The organism is Streptomyces sp. NPDC017056 (genome assembly GCF_044332485.1).
Taxonomy (GTDB): Bacteria; Actinomycetota; Actinomycetes; order Streptomycetales; family Streptomycetaceae; genus Streptomyces.
On record NZ_JBIRPD010000008.1, the window covers coordinates 280,557 to 295,337 of the forward strand.

The 14,781-nt window shown below is 70.8% G+C and carries 12 protein-coding genes and 1 pseudogene; 5 read left to right on the forward strand and 8 right to left on the reverse strand.

Annotation, left to right across the window (positions count from 1 at the left end; genetic code table 11):
• Positions 1-126: 126 nt before the first annotated feature.
• The 4 genes from ACH4OW_RS17245 to ACH4OW_RS17260 all read right to left on the reverse strand — a co-directional run bounded on the left by ACH4OW_RS17245 (position 127) and on the right by ACH4OW_RS17260 (position 5,379).
• Positions 127-843 (reverse strand): methyltransferase domain-containing protein, encoded by a 717-nt coding sequence (locus ACH4OW_RS17245; protein WP_398028533.1) that lies wholly within the window; start codon positions 841-843, stop codon positions 127-129.
• Positions 844-924: 81 nt separating this feature from the next.
• On the reverse strand, positions 925-3,018 hold the full coding sequence (locus ACH4OW_RS17250; protein WP_398028535.1) for a SpoIIE family protein phosphatase: 2,094 nt from the start codon (positions 3,016-3,018) through the stop codon (positions 925-927).
• Positions 2,990-4,246, reverse strand: a complete 1,257-nt coding sequence (locus ACH4OW_RS17255; protein ID WP_398028537.1) for a glycosyltransferase family 4 protein — start codon at positions 4,244-4,246, stop codon at positions 2,990-2,992. The genes ACH4OW_RS17250 and ACH4OW_RS17255 overlap by 29 nt, the downstream gene beginning before the upstream one ends.
• Positions 4,243-5,379: a glycosyltransferase 87 family protein gene (locus tag ACH4OW_RS17260; protein ID WP_398028539.1), complete on the reverse strand. Its 1,137-nt coding sequence runs from the start codon at positions 5,377-5,379 to the stop codon at positions 4,243-4,245. Before ACH4OW_RS17260 ends, ACH4OW_RS17255 begins: the two co-directional genes overlap by 4 nt.
• 142 nt (positions 5,380-5,521) lie before the next feature.
• On the opposite strand from ACH4OW_RS17260, the gene ACH4OW_RS17265 reads away from it, so the two are divergent.
• From ACH4OW_RS17265 to ACH4OW_RS17280, 4 genes and pseudogenes are all read left to right on the forward strand, one after another.
• The gene (locus ACH4OW_RS17265) at positions 5,522-6,724 is read left to right on the forward strand and encodes a sensor histidine kinase (RefSeq protein ID WP_398028541.1); all 1,203 of its coding nucleotides are present in this window, start codon (positions 5,522-5,524) and stop codon (positions 6,722-6,724) included.
• Entirely contained in the window at positions 6,721-7,419 is a 699-nt protein-coding gene (locus ACH4OW_RS17270; protein WP_398028543.1) for a response regulator, read from the forward strand. Before ACH4OW_RS17265 ends, ACH4OW_RS17270 begins: the two co-directional genes overlap by 4 nt.
• A 125-nt stretch (positions 7,420-7,544) precedes the next feature.
• Entirely contained in the window at positions 7,545-8,426 is an 882-nt protein-coding gene (locus tag ACH4OW_RS17275; protein ID WP_398028545.1) for an LLM class F420-dependent oxidoreductase, read from the forward strand.
• Between the two features lie 129 nt (positions 8,427-8,555).
• Positions 8,556-9,182, forward strand: a pseudogene (locus tag ACH4OW_RS17280) (histidine phosphatase family protein); the annotation flags it as partial.
• Between the two features lie 46 nt (positions 9,183-9,228).
• Here ACH4OW_RS17280 and ACH4OW_RS17285 read toward each other — a convergent pair.
• The 4 genes from ACH4OW_RS17285 to ACH4OW_RS17300 all read right to left on the reverse strand — a co-directional run bounded on the left by ACH4OW_RS17285 (position 9,229) and on the right by ACH4OW_RS17300 (position 13,791).
• A complete protein-coding gene (locus ACH4OW_RS17285) occupies positions 9,229-10,590 on the reverse strand; it encodes an aldehyde dehydrogenase family protein (RefSeq protein ID WP_398028547.1) in 1,362 nt (453 codons plus the stop codon).
• Positions 10,590-11,648, reverse strand: coding sequence for an AMP-binding protein (locus tag ACH4OW_RS17290; RefSeq protein WP_398028680.1), 1,059 nt, complete (start codon positions 11,646-11,648; stop codon positions 10,590-10,592). The genes ACH4OW_RS17285 and ACH4OW_RS17290 overlap by 1 nt, the downstream gene beginning before the upstream one ends.
• A gap of 65 nt (positions 11,649-11,713) precedes the next feature.
• Complete coding sequence (locus ACH4OW_RS17295; RefSeq protein WP_398028549.1) at positions 11,714-12,826, reverse strand: NAD(P)/FAD-dependent oxidoreductase; 1,113 nt, start codon at positions 12,824-12,826, stop codon at positions 11,714-11,716.
• The gene (locus ACH4OW_RS17300; protein WP_398028552.1) at positions 12,823-13,791 is read right to left on the reverse strand and encodes a hypothetical protein; all 969 of its coding nucleotides are present in this window, start codon (positions 13,789-13,791) and stop codon (positions 12,823-12,825) included. Before ACH4OW_RS17300 ends, ACH4OW_RS17295 begins: the two co-directional genes overlap by 4 nt.
• Before the next feature lie 516 nt (positions 13,792-14,307).
• Between ACH4OW_RS17300 and ACH4OW_RS17305 the strand changes: the two genes are divergently transcribed.
• Positions 14,308-14,727, forward strand: coding sequence for a nuclear transport factor 2 family protein (locus ACH4OW_RS17305; protein WP_360137136.1), 420 nt, complete (start codon positions 14,308-14,310; stop codon positions 14,725-14,727).
• Positions 14,728-14,781 lie beyond the last annotated feature (54 nt).

Consider the following 14,781-nt stretch of genomic DNA (forward strand, 5'->3'; position numbering starts at 1 on the left):
CGCCCCTCGTACCGTCAACTCCGCGCCAAAGCGCCGTACTTACGCCCGACCGGCGCACGTACGGACGCCAACCCGCGGCCGGACGTGCGGACGCCACCCCGCGGCCGGGCATGCGGAAGCGGGCGCTCAGCGCCCGAGGACCATCCACTGGGCCGGCAGGTCGATCCGTACGCCGTCCGCGCGGTGTTCCGTCATCACCAGGTCGGTCTCGCCACTCGCCAGCACCGTCAGGCCGAGGTCGCGGAAGAACCCGGGGACGGCGGCGTCGTCCGCCTCGGCCGGGGTCAGGCCGTGGTCGAAGATGCTGGCCAGTTTCGGGGGCGGGCCTGCCGCGCCCTGGGCCGCGTGCGCCAGGAGCTGCTTGGCGCGTGCCAGCGGTTCGACGACGAAGGCGCGCCCGCGGGAGCCGATCAGGGGCGCGACCGCCGCGGCGACCGCTGGGCGGGCGTCCGGCTCGCTCTGGTGGATCACCGCGCGCAGGTAGACGTTGGTGTCGCCGGTCCGTTCGTGCAGGCGCCGGACGGCGTCGTGGTCGGCGGCGTTCAGCTGCTCGAACTCGGCCAGGTGGCCGGTGTCGGCCCGCCGGGCGTGGGCGACGGCGGCCGCGGCGAGGTCCACGCCGAGGGCGCGGGGGAAGTGTCGGGCCAGGTAGCGGGTCTGGGTGCCGGTGCCGCAGCCCAGGTCGACGATGGGCAGCGTCGCGTCGGCGTAGGGGGCCAGCAGCGGCAGGTGCCCGGCGGCGGCCAGTTCGGGGGCGCAGTCGAAGATGGCGGCGCCCGGCGCGTCCGGCGTGTCGCGCCAGTAGCTCTCCCACGACTCGCGGTACCGCTCCGACACGTCCATGCACTCTCCCGGGACCGGCGATGGCTTACTGCTCTTGATTGTCTCCGGTGCACCGGTACGGCAAGCGGCGCGCTCAAACGTTTACTCCTGGCTCGGGCGCTGCCCGCAGGCCCCGGGCGACGCTCCGGCGAGCGCCGGACCGATGCCGTTGAGCCGGGCCATCAGCAGGGCGACGTCGTCCTTGCGCCCTCCCGTCGGGTCGAGCGCACGGATGATCGTGTCGCAGGCGTCGTCCATGGAGGCGGCCGGGTGGGCGGCGCTCTCGCACAGGGCGGCGAGCCCGTCGCCGATGTCCTGGCCGCGCACCTCCACCAGGCCGTCGGTGCACATCACCAGGCGGTCGCCGGGGACCACGTCGCGGGTGACCGTTTCGAACGGCACGCCGCCGACGCCGATCGGCACCCCGGTCGGCAGGTCCAGCAGCTCGCTGCCGCCGTCCGACGCCCGTACCAGGACCGGCGGCAGGTGGCCGGCGTTGGCGAGGCGCAGCCGGGAAGCCGACGGGTCGTAGACGACGTACAGGCAGGTGGCCAGGTACCGTTCGCCCAGCCGCCGCGCCAGGTCGTCGAGGTGGCGCAGCACCCGGGCGGGCGGCAGGTCCAGGGCGGCGAGGGTCTGCACCGCCGTACGGAACTGGCCCATCGTGACCGCCGAGTGCAGACCGTGGCCCATGACGTCGCCCACGACCAGCGCCAGCCGGGAGCCGGGCAGGCCGATGACGTCGAACCAGTCGCCGCCCACCCGGCCCTGCCGGGTGCCCGGCAGGTAGCGGGTGGCGATGTCGCAGCCGGGCGGGTGGGGGTCGACGTGCGGCAGCAGCCGGCCCTGGAGGGTCTCGGCGATGTTCTCCTGGTACGTGTACATGCGGGCGTTGTCCAGCACGAGCCCGGCGCGCGCGGCGAGTTCCGCTCCGGTGCTGCGGTCCATGTCGGTGAACTGCCCGCGGTCGTTGCGCCGCAGCAGCACCATGAAGCCGAGCACCACTTGGCGGGCCTTGAGGGGCACGATGAGGATGGACCGGCCGTTGATCAGGGGGCGCAGGTCCCGCTTTTCGAACTGGGCGGAGATCCGGTCGCCCAGTTCGTCGTCGATGTAGGGGATCAGTACCGGCTCGCCGGTGACCATGCACTGGAAGAACGGGGTGTGTTCGGGAAAGGCGAGGGCCTCGCCGACCGGGACGGTGTCGTCCCAGCGGCCCGGCTCGTCGTCGTGTTCGACCCACACCCGGTGCCAGACGGTGGTGACGTCGGGCGGCCCGTCGGGAAAGGCGTCCCCGGCGAGCACCTGGGCGCGCAGGTGGGTGCCGGCGAAGTCGGCGAACCGGGGGACGGCCGCGCTGGTCACCTCGCGGATGGTGACTTCCAGGTCGAGCGAGGAACCGATTCTGCCCGAGACCTCGTCGAGGAATTCCAGGCGCTCGCGTACGGCCGCCTGCTCCAGGTCGGGCCCGTGGCCCGTCGCCGCCGCGCCGCGCGGCCCGCTCCTCCGGGCCCGGCGCCGTACGTACTTCGGTACGCCCCAGTCCGCCGTGATCGGCACGCGTTCGCGGCGGCTGACCTCCAGTACCGGATACCCCCACTCCAGCACCTGCGCGACGACGCGGGCGCCGCGGGCCGGGCCCATGCGGGGCAGGATGTCCGGCAACCGTCGTGCCAGCGCCCGGCCGCCGGGCAGTGTGGTGTGCCGGGCGAATCCGCACGCGACCCCGGTCCGCTCCCCGGCCGCGCCGACACCCACGGCCGCGACGGCGGCGTCGGCATCGGCGATCAGCACCAACAGCCGGTCGGGCCCCGGGCCGAGCAGGGGGTAGGCCCACCACAGCAGCCCGACCGGCGTGCCACGCGGACGGGCGAGGACGGCGCGTCCGGCCCTCGGGTAGGCCGCGCTCTTGACCGCGAGCCAGGAGTCCAGTTCGGGAAGCGCGGCCGCCTTGGGGAGCGCGCCGGACAGCCCGGGAGCGCCGGAGTCGCGGCCCGTGTCGTCGTCTTGGGGAGCGAAGACGGGCAGCCGTACCAACAGCGGGCTTTCGACGGCCGCTTGCCGGTCCACGCCGAGCAGCCTGCCAGCCCCGCTGCTCCAGTGCGACACCAGGCCGTCACCGTCGGCGACGACCACCCCCAACGGCAGCCGACCGCAGGCCACGGCGTCACCGCCGGGTGTCACCTCGCTGCCCATATACGCGCAACTCCTCACCCTCGTGGCCAGTGGCCGACACGTCCCCGCCGGCACCGACCCCACCACGGCCCTCGTCTCCCGCCGGGTGGAGCAACCCCGCCAGCGTCGCGTAGGAGCGGTCCCAGGTCCATTCCGTCCTGACCCAGTGGCGGCCCTTCTCGCCCATTTCGCGGGCGAGGCCGGGGTTGCGGAGCAGCCTGACCAGGCGGTCCGCCGTCGCCGCCACCGAGCGGCCGTCGACGACATGGCCGGTCTCACCGTCGCGAACCGCGTCGGGGGCGCCGCCCGAGTCGCCTGCCACGACGGGGAGTCCGGACGCGGCGGCCTCCAGGTAGACGATGCCCAGGCCCTCCATTTCCAGGCCGTGTCTGCGGGTGCGGCAGGGCATGGCGAAGGCGTCGGCTGCGGCGTAGAAGGAGGGAAGGGTGGGGTGGGGGTGACCGCCCGCGAAGACCACCGAGTCCCGGACGCCCTCGCTCAAGGCGAGTTGGCGTAGCTCGGGGGCATAAGGACCGTCGCCGACCAGGAGGAGCATGGCGTCCGGGACCGCCCTGCGAATCCAGGGCAGCGCCCTGATCAGGGTGTCCTGCCCCTTGCGCGGGACCAGCCGGGCCGCGCACAGGATCACCGGGCGGCGGCCCAGGCCGTAGCGGGCCCGCACCGGTCCACCGTCCAGGAACGGGTGGAAGGCCGTGGTGTCCACACCGGGGACCAGACGTGCGGTGCGGGTTCCCGGAGCGAGGGCCGCCTCGATCGGCCGGCGGGTGCTCGCGCCCAGCCAGGTGAGGGCGTCGACCTCCCTGCCGATGCGGCGCAGCAGGGCTCTGGCCCCGGGGGTGCGGGCCCACCACACCTCGTGGCCGTGCGTGGTGGCGACGGCGGTACGGATGTCCGTCGTCTGCCGCAGTCGGCCCGCCATCAGGCCGAGCGGCGCCGCCGCGCCGAACCACACCCGGTCGCAGCCGTACCGGCGGGCCACGGACGCGGCGTGCGCGGTGGCCCGGAGGGTGGGCAGGAGGGCGCGTGCCCGGTGGCGGATCACCGGGTACGCGAAGGACTCGTGGGGTGTCGGCTCCGCCGTGGCCGGGCGCGGCGCCGAGGTGAAGACGACGACCTCGCCGGGTGGGAAGCGGTCGGCCAGTTCACGGACGAAGGTCTCGATGCCACCCTGCCTGGGCGGGAAGTCGTTGGTGACGATCAGCGTGCGGGGGCGGGGGTTGTCCGTCATACGAGGGCCTTCTCTCGGGAAAGGGCGACAGGGGTGGCAGTGGCGCTGCCGCGCCGCGGCATCCGGTACGCCACCGCGCCGAGCACCAGCGGGTAGACCAGGTAGCCGAAACGGGTCGCGGGCATCAGGGCCGTTGCCAGGCCCAGTCCGAGCGCGAGCCGGGCGGCGGCCGCCCTTGCCGTCCCCGGCGGTCGCACCACCAGTGACACCGCGACCAGCAGCGCGCTCACCGCGAGGAGCACGAGCGCGATCACCTTGCCGCCGGGGACGTACGTCGCGAGCAGATGGCCGGGCAGCGGGCTCGCGGCCGGCGAAGTGGTGTCGGTGAGGCCCAGGGGGAAGGCGACGACGCTCCGGTAGAAGCCGGAGGGGTTGGCGAAGACGAAGGGCAGCACCGCCGCCGTTGCGGTGGACAGGGCCACGGCCGCATACCGCAGCGCGGGCCGGCCGCCCTGGCGTACCGCGATCAGCGCCAGCACCACGGGCAGCGCGGGCCACGCCGTCCACTTGAGCGCGGCGGCGGCGCCGAGCGCCAGCCCCGCGCGGCCCGGCCGCCCCTGCCCGGCGAGTACGATGCCCAGGCACATCAGGCCGACGACCGGAAGGTCAATGCCGCCCACCGCGAGGGGCAGCGCAACCAGCGGGCAGGCGAGCAGCCAGGCTCGGTACAGGCCGGCCGCGGCGAGGGCCGCCACGAATGCGCCGCCCAGCCACCAGCGCGCATCCCCTGGCAGCACACCGAAGAGCGCCATCCCCGGCAGGTAAGGGTTGAATTCGGCGACGGCCGCGGGGGCGGTGACGTACGGGCTGCCGGTCGTGAGCAGCAGCTGCCCCGACCGCTCGACGACCGTGACCTCCAGCTGCCCGAGCCCGGCCGTCACCAGCGAGACGAGCGGCACCACGACGGCCCCCGCCACCGCGGCCACCCGGGCGGCAGGCCGGGAGCGCGCACCGCACGCCAGCACCGCCGCTACCGCATAGCCCGCCCCCGCTACCACCCCCCACACCCGGTGCGGCCCGAGGTCCGAGGCCAGGGCGAGCATCAGCGCGACGACCGCGCAGCCGGCCCAAACATACCGTTCGCGAGCTGCATACCGAATATCCCGCACGTACCGTTCACGCCTCTTCGCCATGCCCATCGACGGTAGGAAGCCGCAGGCCGGAGAGCGTCAACCGAGGCTCCGGACCCGGGACTCAACCCGTGGCATGACATCCGGCCGCAGGCTCAACCCGTACGGCGACGCGCGCACCCGCGCCGGCACGGACCATGGACGCATGAGTACGTCCCTCAAACAGCGGTTCCGCGCCCGCATCGCCGCGCCCGCCTACCCCTGGGTCACCGGCGGCGCCCTGACCGCCGGCGCCGTGGCGGAGCTGATCGCCATTCCCGGATCCGTGACCACCACGATCGGGGTCCTCGTCTCCTCCGCCTCGCTGATGTGGCGGCGGTCGTTCCCGCCCGTCGCGGTGCTCACGGTCGCCGCGGGGCTGCTCGGGTTCGCCGGAGACGTCAACCTGTACGTCTCGATCATGGCGAGCGGACTGATCGGCTGCTACACCCTGGGCCGCAAACGGGTACTGCACCCCGTGGTGACCGTCGCGGGCGCCGCGCTCGGGGCCCTGTGCGTGAACCTGGTGCACATCAACACCTGGTCGCGGATGGACCTGCCGGTGCCCGCGCTCTGGGAGAAGGGCTCGCTCAGCCTGTTCGCCGAGTCGCTCCTGCTGACCGTGGTCATCTTCGGGGCCGTGATGATGGGTGACGCGGTACGTTCGCGGGAGGAGACCCGCAGGGAGCGAAGCCTGGCCCAGGCCCAGTTGATCGCCATGGAACGGCAGCAGGCCGCCGAGGCCGAGCGGGCCGCCATCGCCCGTGAGCTGCACGACATCGTCTCGCACTCGGTGTCGATGATCGCCGTGCAGGCCGAGAGCGCCACGTACACCACCCCCGGACTCACCCCCGAGGCCCGCGACGGCTTCCAGCAGATCGCCGGCACCGCCCGTGCCTCGATGGCCGAGCTGCGCCGCCTCCTCGGAGTCCTGCGCACCCCCCAGGGCCAGGGGGACACGGCCCTCACCGCTCCGCAGCCGACCCTCGACCACCTCGCCGAACTCGTCGAACAACACCGGGCGGTGGGCGGCAAGGCCGAGCTGAGGGTCACCGGGGAACGGGTGCAGCTGCCCGCCGCGTGGGAGCTGTCCGCCTACCGGATCACCCAGGAGGCGCTGACCAACGCGCGCAAGCACGCGCCCGACGCCCGTACCGTTGTGGAGATCGACTACGGCGCCGACCGGCTGCTCACGCTACGCATCCACGACGACGGCCCGGGCCCGGGTCCCGGTCCGGGCCCCGGCGCGGGCCACGGCCTGACCGGGATGCGGGAGCGGGCGGCTTTGGTCGGCGGCCGGCTCAGCGCGGGCGCGGGCCCGGACGGAGGTTTCCTGGTGGAGGCGGAGCTTCCCTGGGGAACCGGATGATCGGCACGGAGAAGGAGTTGCATGTGATCAGGGCTCTGGTCGCCGACGACCAGGCGGTCGTCCGTACCGGCTTCGTGAACCTCCTCGGCACTCAGGAGGACATCGAGGTCGTGGGCGAGGCCGAAGACGGTGTGCAGGCGGTACGCGTCGCCGCCGAGACCCGGCCCGATCTCGCGCTCCTCGACATCCGGATGCCGCACAAGAACGGCATCGAGGCGGCCCGCGAGATTCTGGCCGGGTCCGAGGGCACGACGAAGGTCCTGATGCTGACGACCTTCGGCCTCGACGAGTACGTGTACGACGCGCTCGCGGCCGGGGCGAGCGGCTTCCTGCTCAAAGACGCCACCTTTCCCGAACTGCTGCACGCGGTCCGCGTGGTGGCGGCCGGGAACGCGCTCCTCTCCCCCGAGATCACCAAGCGGGTGATCGGCGAGTTCGTACATACGCGGACATCGCGGCTGCCGGTCCACTCCGTGGGCGAGCTCACGGCGCGTGAGGCGGAGGTACTCACCTTGATCGCCCGGGGACTGTCCAATACGGAGATCGCAAGCCGGCTCACGATCACCGATCACACCGTGAAGACCCACATCAACCGGCTGTTCGCGAAGCTGGAGCTGCGGGACCGGGCGCAGGCCGTGATCATGGCTTACGAGCTGGGGCTGGTGCGGGTGGGAGACGGCCGGCCTCGGTCATGACGCCTGCGGTGGTCACATACCGCAACTACGACGTTTCCGAGGGAACTTCAATGGATAACTGAGGGAAATAATGTCGTCCCACTCGGCGGAATGACGCGGGAATCATCGCATGGTATACAAGCACAATGCCTTCACAGCGCCCCTTCCGCTTCGGTGTCAACATGTTCGTTCCCGGTTCGCGACGCGAGTGGAGCGCGAAGTGCCGCAGGGCCGAGGAACTCGGTTTCGACGTGGTCGGAGTGGCTGATCACCTGGAGTTCTCCGCTCCGTTCCCGGCAATGGTGCTCGCAGCCGAAATGACCGAACGGGTGCGGCTGAGCACGTTCGTGTTGAACACGCCGTTCTACAACCCCGCCCTCCTCGCGCGGGACGTGGCGAGCACCGACCAATTCGTCGACGGGCGTATGGAACTCGGGCTCGGCGCGGGCTACGTGAAGGCCGAGTTCGACACCGCGGGGATACCGTTCCGCAGCGGCGGAAGACGGGTCGAACAGCTGGAACAGACCGTCACCACGTTGCGCCGCCTGTTCGCGGACACGGAATACCAGCCGCGTCCGGCCCAGCCGTCCGGGCCGCCGCTGCTGATGGCCGGCTGGGGCGACCGGCTGCTGCGGCTGGCCGCCGCGCACGCCGACATCATCGCCTTCCCCGGAGGCTGGGCCAGCAGCACCGGTGACGAACTCCATCTGGCCGGAGTCGCGCAGACGGAAGAACGGGTCGCCTACGTGCGCGGTCTCCTCGGTGACCGTGCCGACGCCGTGGAGCTGAATCTCCTGGTGCAGCAGGTGATTCCGCCCGCCGAACGCGCCACGGTACCCGACAGGTTCGAGCCGCTGCCGCCCGACGCCGAGCACAGCCCCGAGGAACTGCCCAGTGTGCTGATCGGCACCCCGGCGGAGATGGCGCAACAACTCAAGGAACGCCGCGAACGCTACGGCTTCACCTACTTCACGGTCATGGAATACAACATGGAGAACTTCGCGCCGGTCATCGCCGCACTTCGCTGAACCACACATTTCGCCCCAGTGCCGCCGGCGACGGGGGCTCCGATCGAAAGGGGTGACCCGATTCTTATCGGCTCCGGAACCGGTCGTGAAACGGTCGGCGTGAATTGCGCGCGCGCCGGACAGGCCACCCCCACGACCCTTTTCCTGCTACGCCACGGTGAGACGGCTTTGACACCGGAGAAGCGGCTGTCCGGCAGCGGCGGCTCCGACCCGGAATTGTCGGAGACCGGACGACGGCAGGCGGAGGCCGTCGCGAGAACGCTCGTGGCGCGTGGCGCGGTGCAGGCGGTGGTGTCCTCACCGCTGCGCCGAGCCCGGCAGACGGCCGAGGCAGCGGCACGGGGGCTGGGCCTGGAAGTCGACATTGACGAAGGGCTCACCGAGGCTGATTTCGGCGTCTGGGAGGGGCTTACGTTCGCCGAGGTGGGCGAGCGCTACCCGGACGAGCTGGCAGCGTGGCGCGCCTCTCCGGCGGCGGTTCCGGGCGGAACCGGGGAGACCTTCGCCTCGGTTGCGCGCCGGGCCGCACTCTCGCGGGACCGGCTCCTGGCGCGGCACGCGGGACAGGCGGTGCTGGTCGTCTCGCATGTCGGGGTGTTGCGGACGCTGGTCCGGCTGGCGCTGGGCGCGCCGCCCGAGTCGCTGTTCCGGATGGAGCTGTCGGCGGCCTCGCTGTCGGCCGTGGCCTATTACGGGGACGGGAATGTGTCGGTGCGATTGCTGAACGACACGTCGCACTTGGCGGACAACCGGTGACCCCGGCAGCCGAGGAGGGCGCTGCCCGGCGCAGCGCCCTCCTCGGTCAGCGTCGAATCGTCTTGGTGCGCATGAGGAATTCGGCGAGGTAGCCGTCGTGCGGCAGTCCGTGCTCCATCCACGGGGTCGGATGGTCACCGACGTAGACATTGGCGATGGTCGGCTCGGCCACCAATTCCTCGATCAGGTTTTCGTCGGTGGTGACGGCAGTGAGGACGAGGGTGCCGCGCAGCGGCCGGATTCCGGCGTCGCGGTCCCACGGCGCGACCCACGCGCAGGGGAAGCCCAATTCCATCCCGAGCTGTTCGGCGAACGGGCTGTCGAGCTGGTGCACCGCCGGCCTGAGCACCGCGGAACCGTCACCGAGATCACCGACGATTCCGTCACCGCCGAGCCACGCCCTGGTGCCTTCTGCCCGCTGCCGCAGGTACTTCTCCCACCGGCGGGCGGGATCGACGGGCATCACGGGCAGGACCGCGCGTTCGTCCGTCGCGGGAAGGCTGGGCAGCGCGGCGAGGCGTTCGGCGATCGCCGCGGCCACGGGGGAAGGGTCGCCCTCGACCAGTACGCCGGTGGCGTTGACGCAGCCGACGCCCCCGCCGCCGCTGATCGACTCCACGATGGTGTCGACGATCGGCTCCCAATCGGTTTCGGCGGTGACGAGTATCTTCGAGCGCCCGGGGCCCTGCGGCAGAATGCGTCCGTCGCCCGCATATTTGCCCACGACATCCGCACCGCCGTACACCATTCCGAAGTCGGCGTGCCTCAGGATGTCGTCGGCCACCTTGTGGTCGGAGGGCAGCAACGCGATTCCCTCGTCGCCGAAACCGGCCTCGCGCAGGGCAGTGATCAGCCGGTGCGGGGTGAACGGCTCACGCCGGGAGGGGCGCACGGCAACGCGGTAACCGAGCGCGAGGGCATCGAACCAGCCCTGGTGCACCGCGGGGTGATTGCCCGCCGCGTGGACGGCGAATACCTCACCGCGCCGCGTCCATACCGCCGCACCGCCCCGGGTCCGCGGGTCGCGCCACGAACCGACGGCGGCGGCCGGCCGCGCGTTCTCCACGGTGCGGTGGACCTGCCCGGCGGCCCGCGCTATATCCTCGGTGGCATTGCGCACCACCGTGATCGGTATCCCGGTGGTCGCGCTGACGGTGTGCTGGTATTCCTCCGGTGTCAGTCCCGCGACCGGCTGCGTGGCGAAAGCCCGGCCCGCCGCTGCGAACGCCGCGATCCGTGTGTCGACGGGTAGCGCCGGCGCTCGGCGCAGGGCTTTTATCGCGCGGGTGATGTAGAGCGAGGGTGCGAGACTCAGCGTCGCGACCGGGTTTCCGCCGATATCTCGAATGCTCTCCTGGCGCCGGGACCGGTAGGGACCGCCAGGGCCGAGAACGTCCAGGGACAACATCAGTACACGCCCTCGATCACCTTCGTATCGCCGAAGGACGCCACGGGTGCGACGTCCGCGACCGAATCGCCGAAGCCGCCGTCCACCGGCGCGCTCCGGGTTGCGTAATCCCGCTCGACATTGTTGACCAGCAGGGCGGTCCGGCTCATGTGATGCACGACGATCTGACCGCGCTCGCCGTACGGAACGGCCTGGCCGGTGTCGGGGTCGATCACCCGGAACGTGGTGTACGGAGCGAAGGGGTCGAACACGCAGGGCTCGTCGTCACCGAGGCCGGGCCGCTCCACCGATGTCCCCAGCATCATCGTGCCGCCATATCCGCCGACGAACTTGGCGCTTGGGAACACCTCGTCGCGCAGCAGGTCCCGGGTGTCGGCGTCCAGGTGCGTACCGCCCCAGATGATTGCGCGTACCTTCCGGTACACCGACTCGACCAGGTCGTCGTGCTGTGCGAGGCGCTCCAGCATCGGCGGGGTGGCGAAGAGGACGCCCACATCCTGGCTGGTGAGGATGTGCCCGACCTGTTCGATGAGGTGATCGGTGTAGGCGTCGGCCACGTCCGTCCGGCCGTCCGCGAGCAGCTTCTTCACCCATCGCGGGTCCAGATCGATGCTGAAGTTCAGCCCGCCCCGGATCATCGCGGTGTCGACCGCCATCGCTCCGACATTGTGCGGCCCGGTGGGCACCGCGCTGAGCCAGTCGACGTTTCGGGGCACGCCGTGGGCGTCCAGTCGCTCACTGAACCATTCGACGCTGCTCCGGTGCCATTCAGCGGCGTACGTCACGCGCTTGGGCTGCCCTGTGGTGCCGCCGCTCTCGTAGACGGACGCCTTGTGCTCGTCACCGTAGCCACGCGGGATCAGCTCACGGACGCCGACATCGCGCAGCTCGTCCACCACGTTGGGAAACAAGCCGAGATCCTCGAATTCCCGGACGTCGGTCAGCGGGTCGAAGCCGAGGCGCTCGGCCCGTTCCAGCCAGAACGGTGACCCGGTCTCCGGACTGAAGTGCCACCGCATCATCTCCCGAACGAACTCTCCGCCAGTGCGCTCGACCATGGATTTCCCTCCCGAATGAATGGAACAAATGCGTTGCAGCGGCGCCACCGCACCGCCGGCACGAGCTACCCGGTCTGCGCCGAAAGACCGGGGCAGCGGGCGGTGGAGAGGCCGGCCGTTTGGGTCCAGGACTCCTTGCCGAGCACGAGGTCTCGGATGATCTCTCCGGCGGCAGGTGCCTGGCACAGTCCCTGGCCGGAGAAGCCGGCCGCGTAGAGGAACGGACGGGAGTGATCGCGGCCGATGAACGCCATACCGTCCGGACTGACATCGAGGTTCCCGCTCCACCCGTGTTCAAGGCGATTGCCGGCGAGGGCCGGGAAGGCCGTACCGAGGTGGTCCGACACTCGTTGCAGCCACGCCTGCCGGGTTTCGTCCGGAGCGGGGCGGCCCATCCCGACCAGGATGCGGTCTCCCCAGCTTCGAATCCGCAGGCTGGACGGGTGCATGGTCATCGGCAGCGGGGTGCGCGGGGCACCGTCGGGTGCGCCGGTCAGGAGCATTTCGACGGGATACGTGGTCACCGGCAGGCGCACGTCCGCCATGGCGGCGACCGTGCCCGCCCAGGGGCCTGCCGCGCAGACGATGGTGTCGGCGCGGATGCTGCCCGCGGGCGTGTGGACCCGCCCGTCCGGGTCGATGCCGGTGACGGGTGTTTCCGTACGCAGGACGGCGCCGGCCTGCCGGGCGGCTGTGGCATAGCCGCGCACGATCGCGGCGGGATCGCAGGCATAAGCCTCGGGCGACCAGGCTGCCGCCAGGATGGCTCGCTCGTCCACCAGCGGGTTGAGCCGCGCCGCCTCGGCAGCGGTCACGAGTTCGACGTCCACTCCGGCCGCATGCTGGGCGGCTTGGGTGTGCCGGAAGTCCCGCACTTGCTGTTCGTCGGTGAACAGCACGAGCAGGCCGATACGCCGCAACCCGAGGTCGGTTCCGGTCCGTTCGGTGAGCGCCTGGTAATCCGCCAGGCTCCGGACGGCAAGGCCGCTGATGAGCGCGTTGCCGGGGAAGTAGGTACGCACAACGCCCGCGGTGGTCCCGGACGATCCCGATCCGAGTGCGCCACGCTCCAGCAGGACGGTACCGACGCCCGCCTCGGCGAGCCGGCACGCAGTCGAGGCGCCGATGACGCCCCCGCCGATGACGACGACGTCCGTGCGTTCGGGCAGTCGGCTCACGACTGGCCGACCGTTTCGTCGGGGCGCAGCTGGCGCAGGTGGTCTCCGGCGTCCCATGGGTACAGATGCAGGTTCCAACCACCCAGACAGTTGACGTAGAGCGCCAGTTGGCTCGTCACGCTCAGGAAATCGTCGCGGTCGAGCCGGTCGAGGCAGGCCAGGAAGCGCTGGGTGAAACTCCACAGCTGCTCCAGGCCGCAGTAGCCCAGGAACTCGGCCGGAATACCGACCAGCAGGCGCGTCATGTGACGCAAGGAATCGATCGGCATGCCCTGGACGGCGGCCCGGACCAGACCGCCGTAGGTGGCATACCCCAGCGGACGGGTCTCACCGTTGACGAACAGCAGCGTGGGCAACACCGTCTCGAAGCTCCCCGCCCCGGAGGGAATTACCCCCTCGTGGAGATCGGCGAGCTCCTGTGGCGGGGACAGCCAAGCCCGCTCGGTCGCGGTGTACACGTCGTGGATGAGACGGTTCGCTTCGGAATCCGCGGCGGTCAGCCGCGGAATACGGTGGCCGCCTTCGGACCCCGCCTTGCGTACCTCCACCAGGATCGGCTTCTTCGTCGAATAGACCGAATCCCAGACCGCCTGCCCGGCCTCCAGCAGTGCGGACATATCCTCCTGCCGGATACGCCCCACCGGGGATGCCGGCATCGGCTCGGTCAACGTGCCGTACTTTATGCCTAAGTGCTGTAGCGCGGAGCAGAATACGGTCCCGTCGGGCGCCTCGCGCCGGTCCGCGATCCGGGTGGACGCGGACAGGTGCAGCAGCGACGGGATCGGTGCCGCGTGATACAGGTGCTGTCCGGCCACCAGCGCGTGTCCCTGCAGACTCTGGTAGGGCAACGCCTCCCACAGCGCGTCGGCGAGTTCGGCGTTGCGACCGTCGAGTTCCGCGGTCACGGTGATACCCAGGTCGGGCCAGACGATCTCTACATTCCGACCGGAAAACGTCTCGGTCAAGATTTTCCCTTTCGTTCAGTAAGCAGATCTCAGCTGCGTCGCACCAGCTTTTGAGCAGGACAAAGGGCCGCTCTGCGGGGGGGGGCTCGCAGGCGTGCAAGGGCGGTGCAGACCGACGCGGCGAGGGCATCAACACCCTAGGCAATGCGCTAAAAAGCACGAACGTAAAACACCTCAGCGAGTCTCACCGCGCCCCGTTCACGCGAGAGCGGTCACGGCAAATTCCCGTACTCCACATTTCCTGGGCACATCTGTGCACGACCACCCCTCAGATATACCCACCGAAGCCGTCCATAACGATGCCGTCTCACCATGGGAGACTACATGCCACTGCCAACGGGTCAACCCTTTACATCGGGTTCACCCCAAGGGCACACGCAACACTGGTGAATTCATGAAAGAAACCGTCCGGCAGGCCGCGGCGACTGCCGTGGTGCCGTACCCGGCGCGGCGTCCCGGCGTACCGGCTGTGCACACCACTGCCCCGACCGGGCAAGCTCAACTACGCTGCCAGGTATGCCGGGTCTGCCACAGCACCCCAATGTCGAGACAGCCGTCCGCTACCACGAGGCGGTCTCCCGAGGAGCCGTGGGCGAGGAACTCGCCCGCTACTTCCAAGAGCACGTGGTGCAGGAGGAGTTCCCCAACGCCCTGTTTCCCGACGGCGTACGACGCGATCTGTCCGACGTACTGGAGAGCGCCGAGCGGGGCCGGGCGCTCCTCGGACACCAGCAGTTCGAGGTCCACAACGCGGTCGCGGCCGGCGACCAGGTAGCCGTGGAGGTGACATGGACCGGAACCCTTGCCACCCCGATGGGCAACCTGCCCGCCGGCCATGTGTTGCGCGCTCACATCGCGGTCTTCCTTGAGTTCCGCGACGGCAAGATCTGCGCCCAGCGCAACTACGACTGCTACGAACGGCTGGTCAGGGACTAAGGGGCTGTCCCCTATGGGCCTCGGAGTCACGGGGCCGGTCCCGCGCCTCATCGT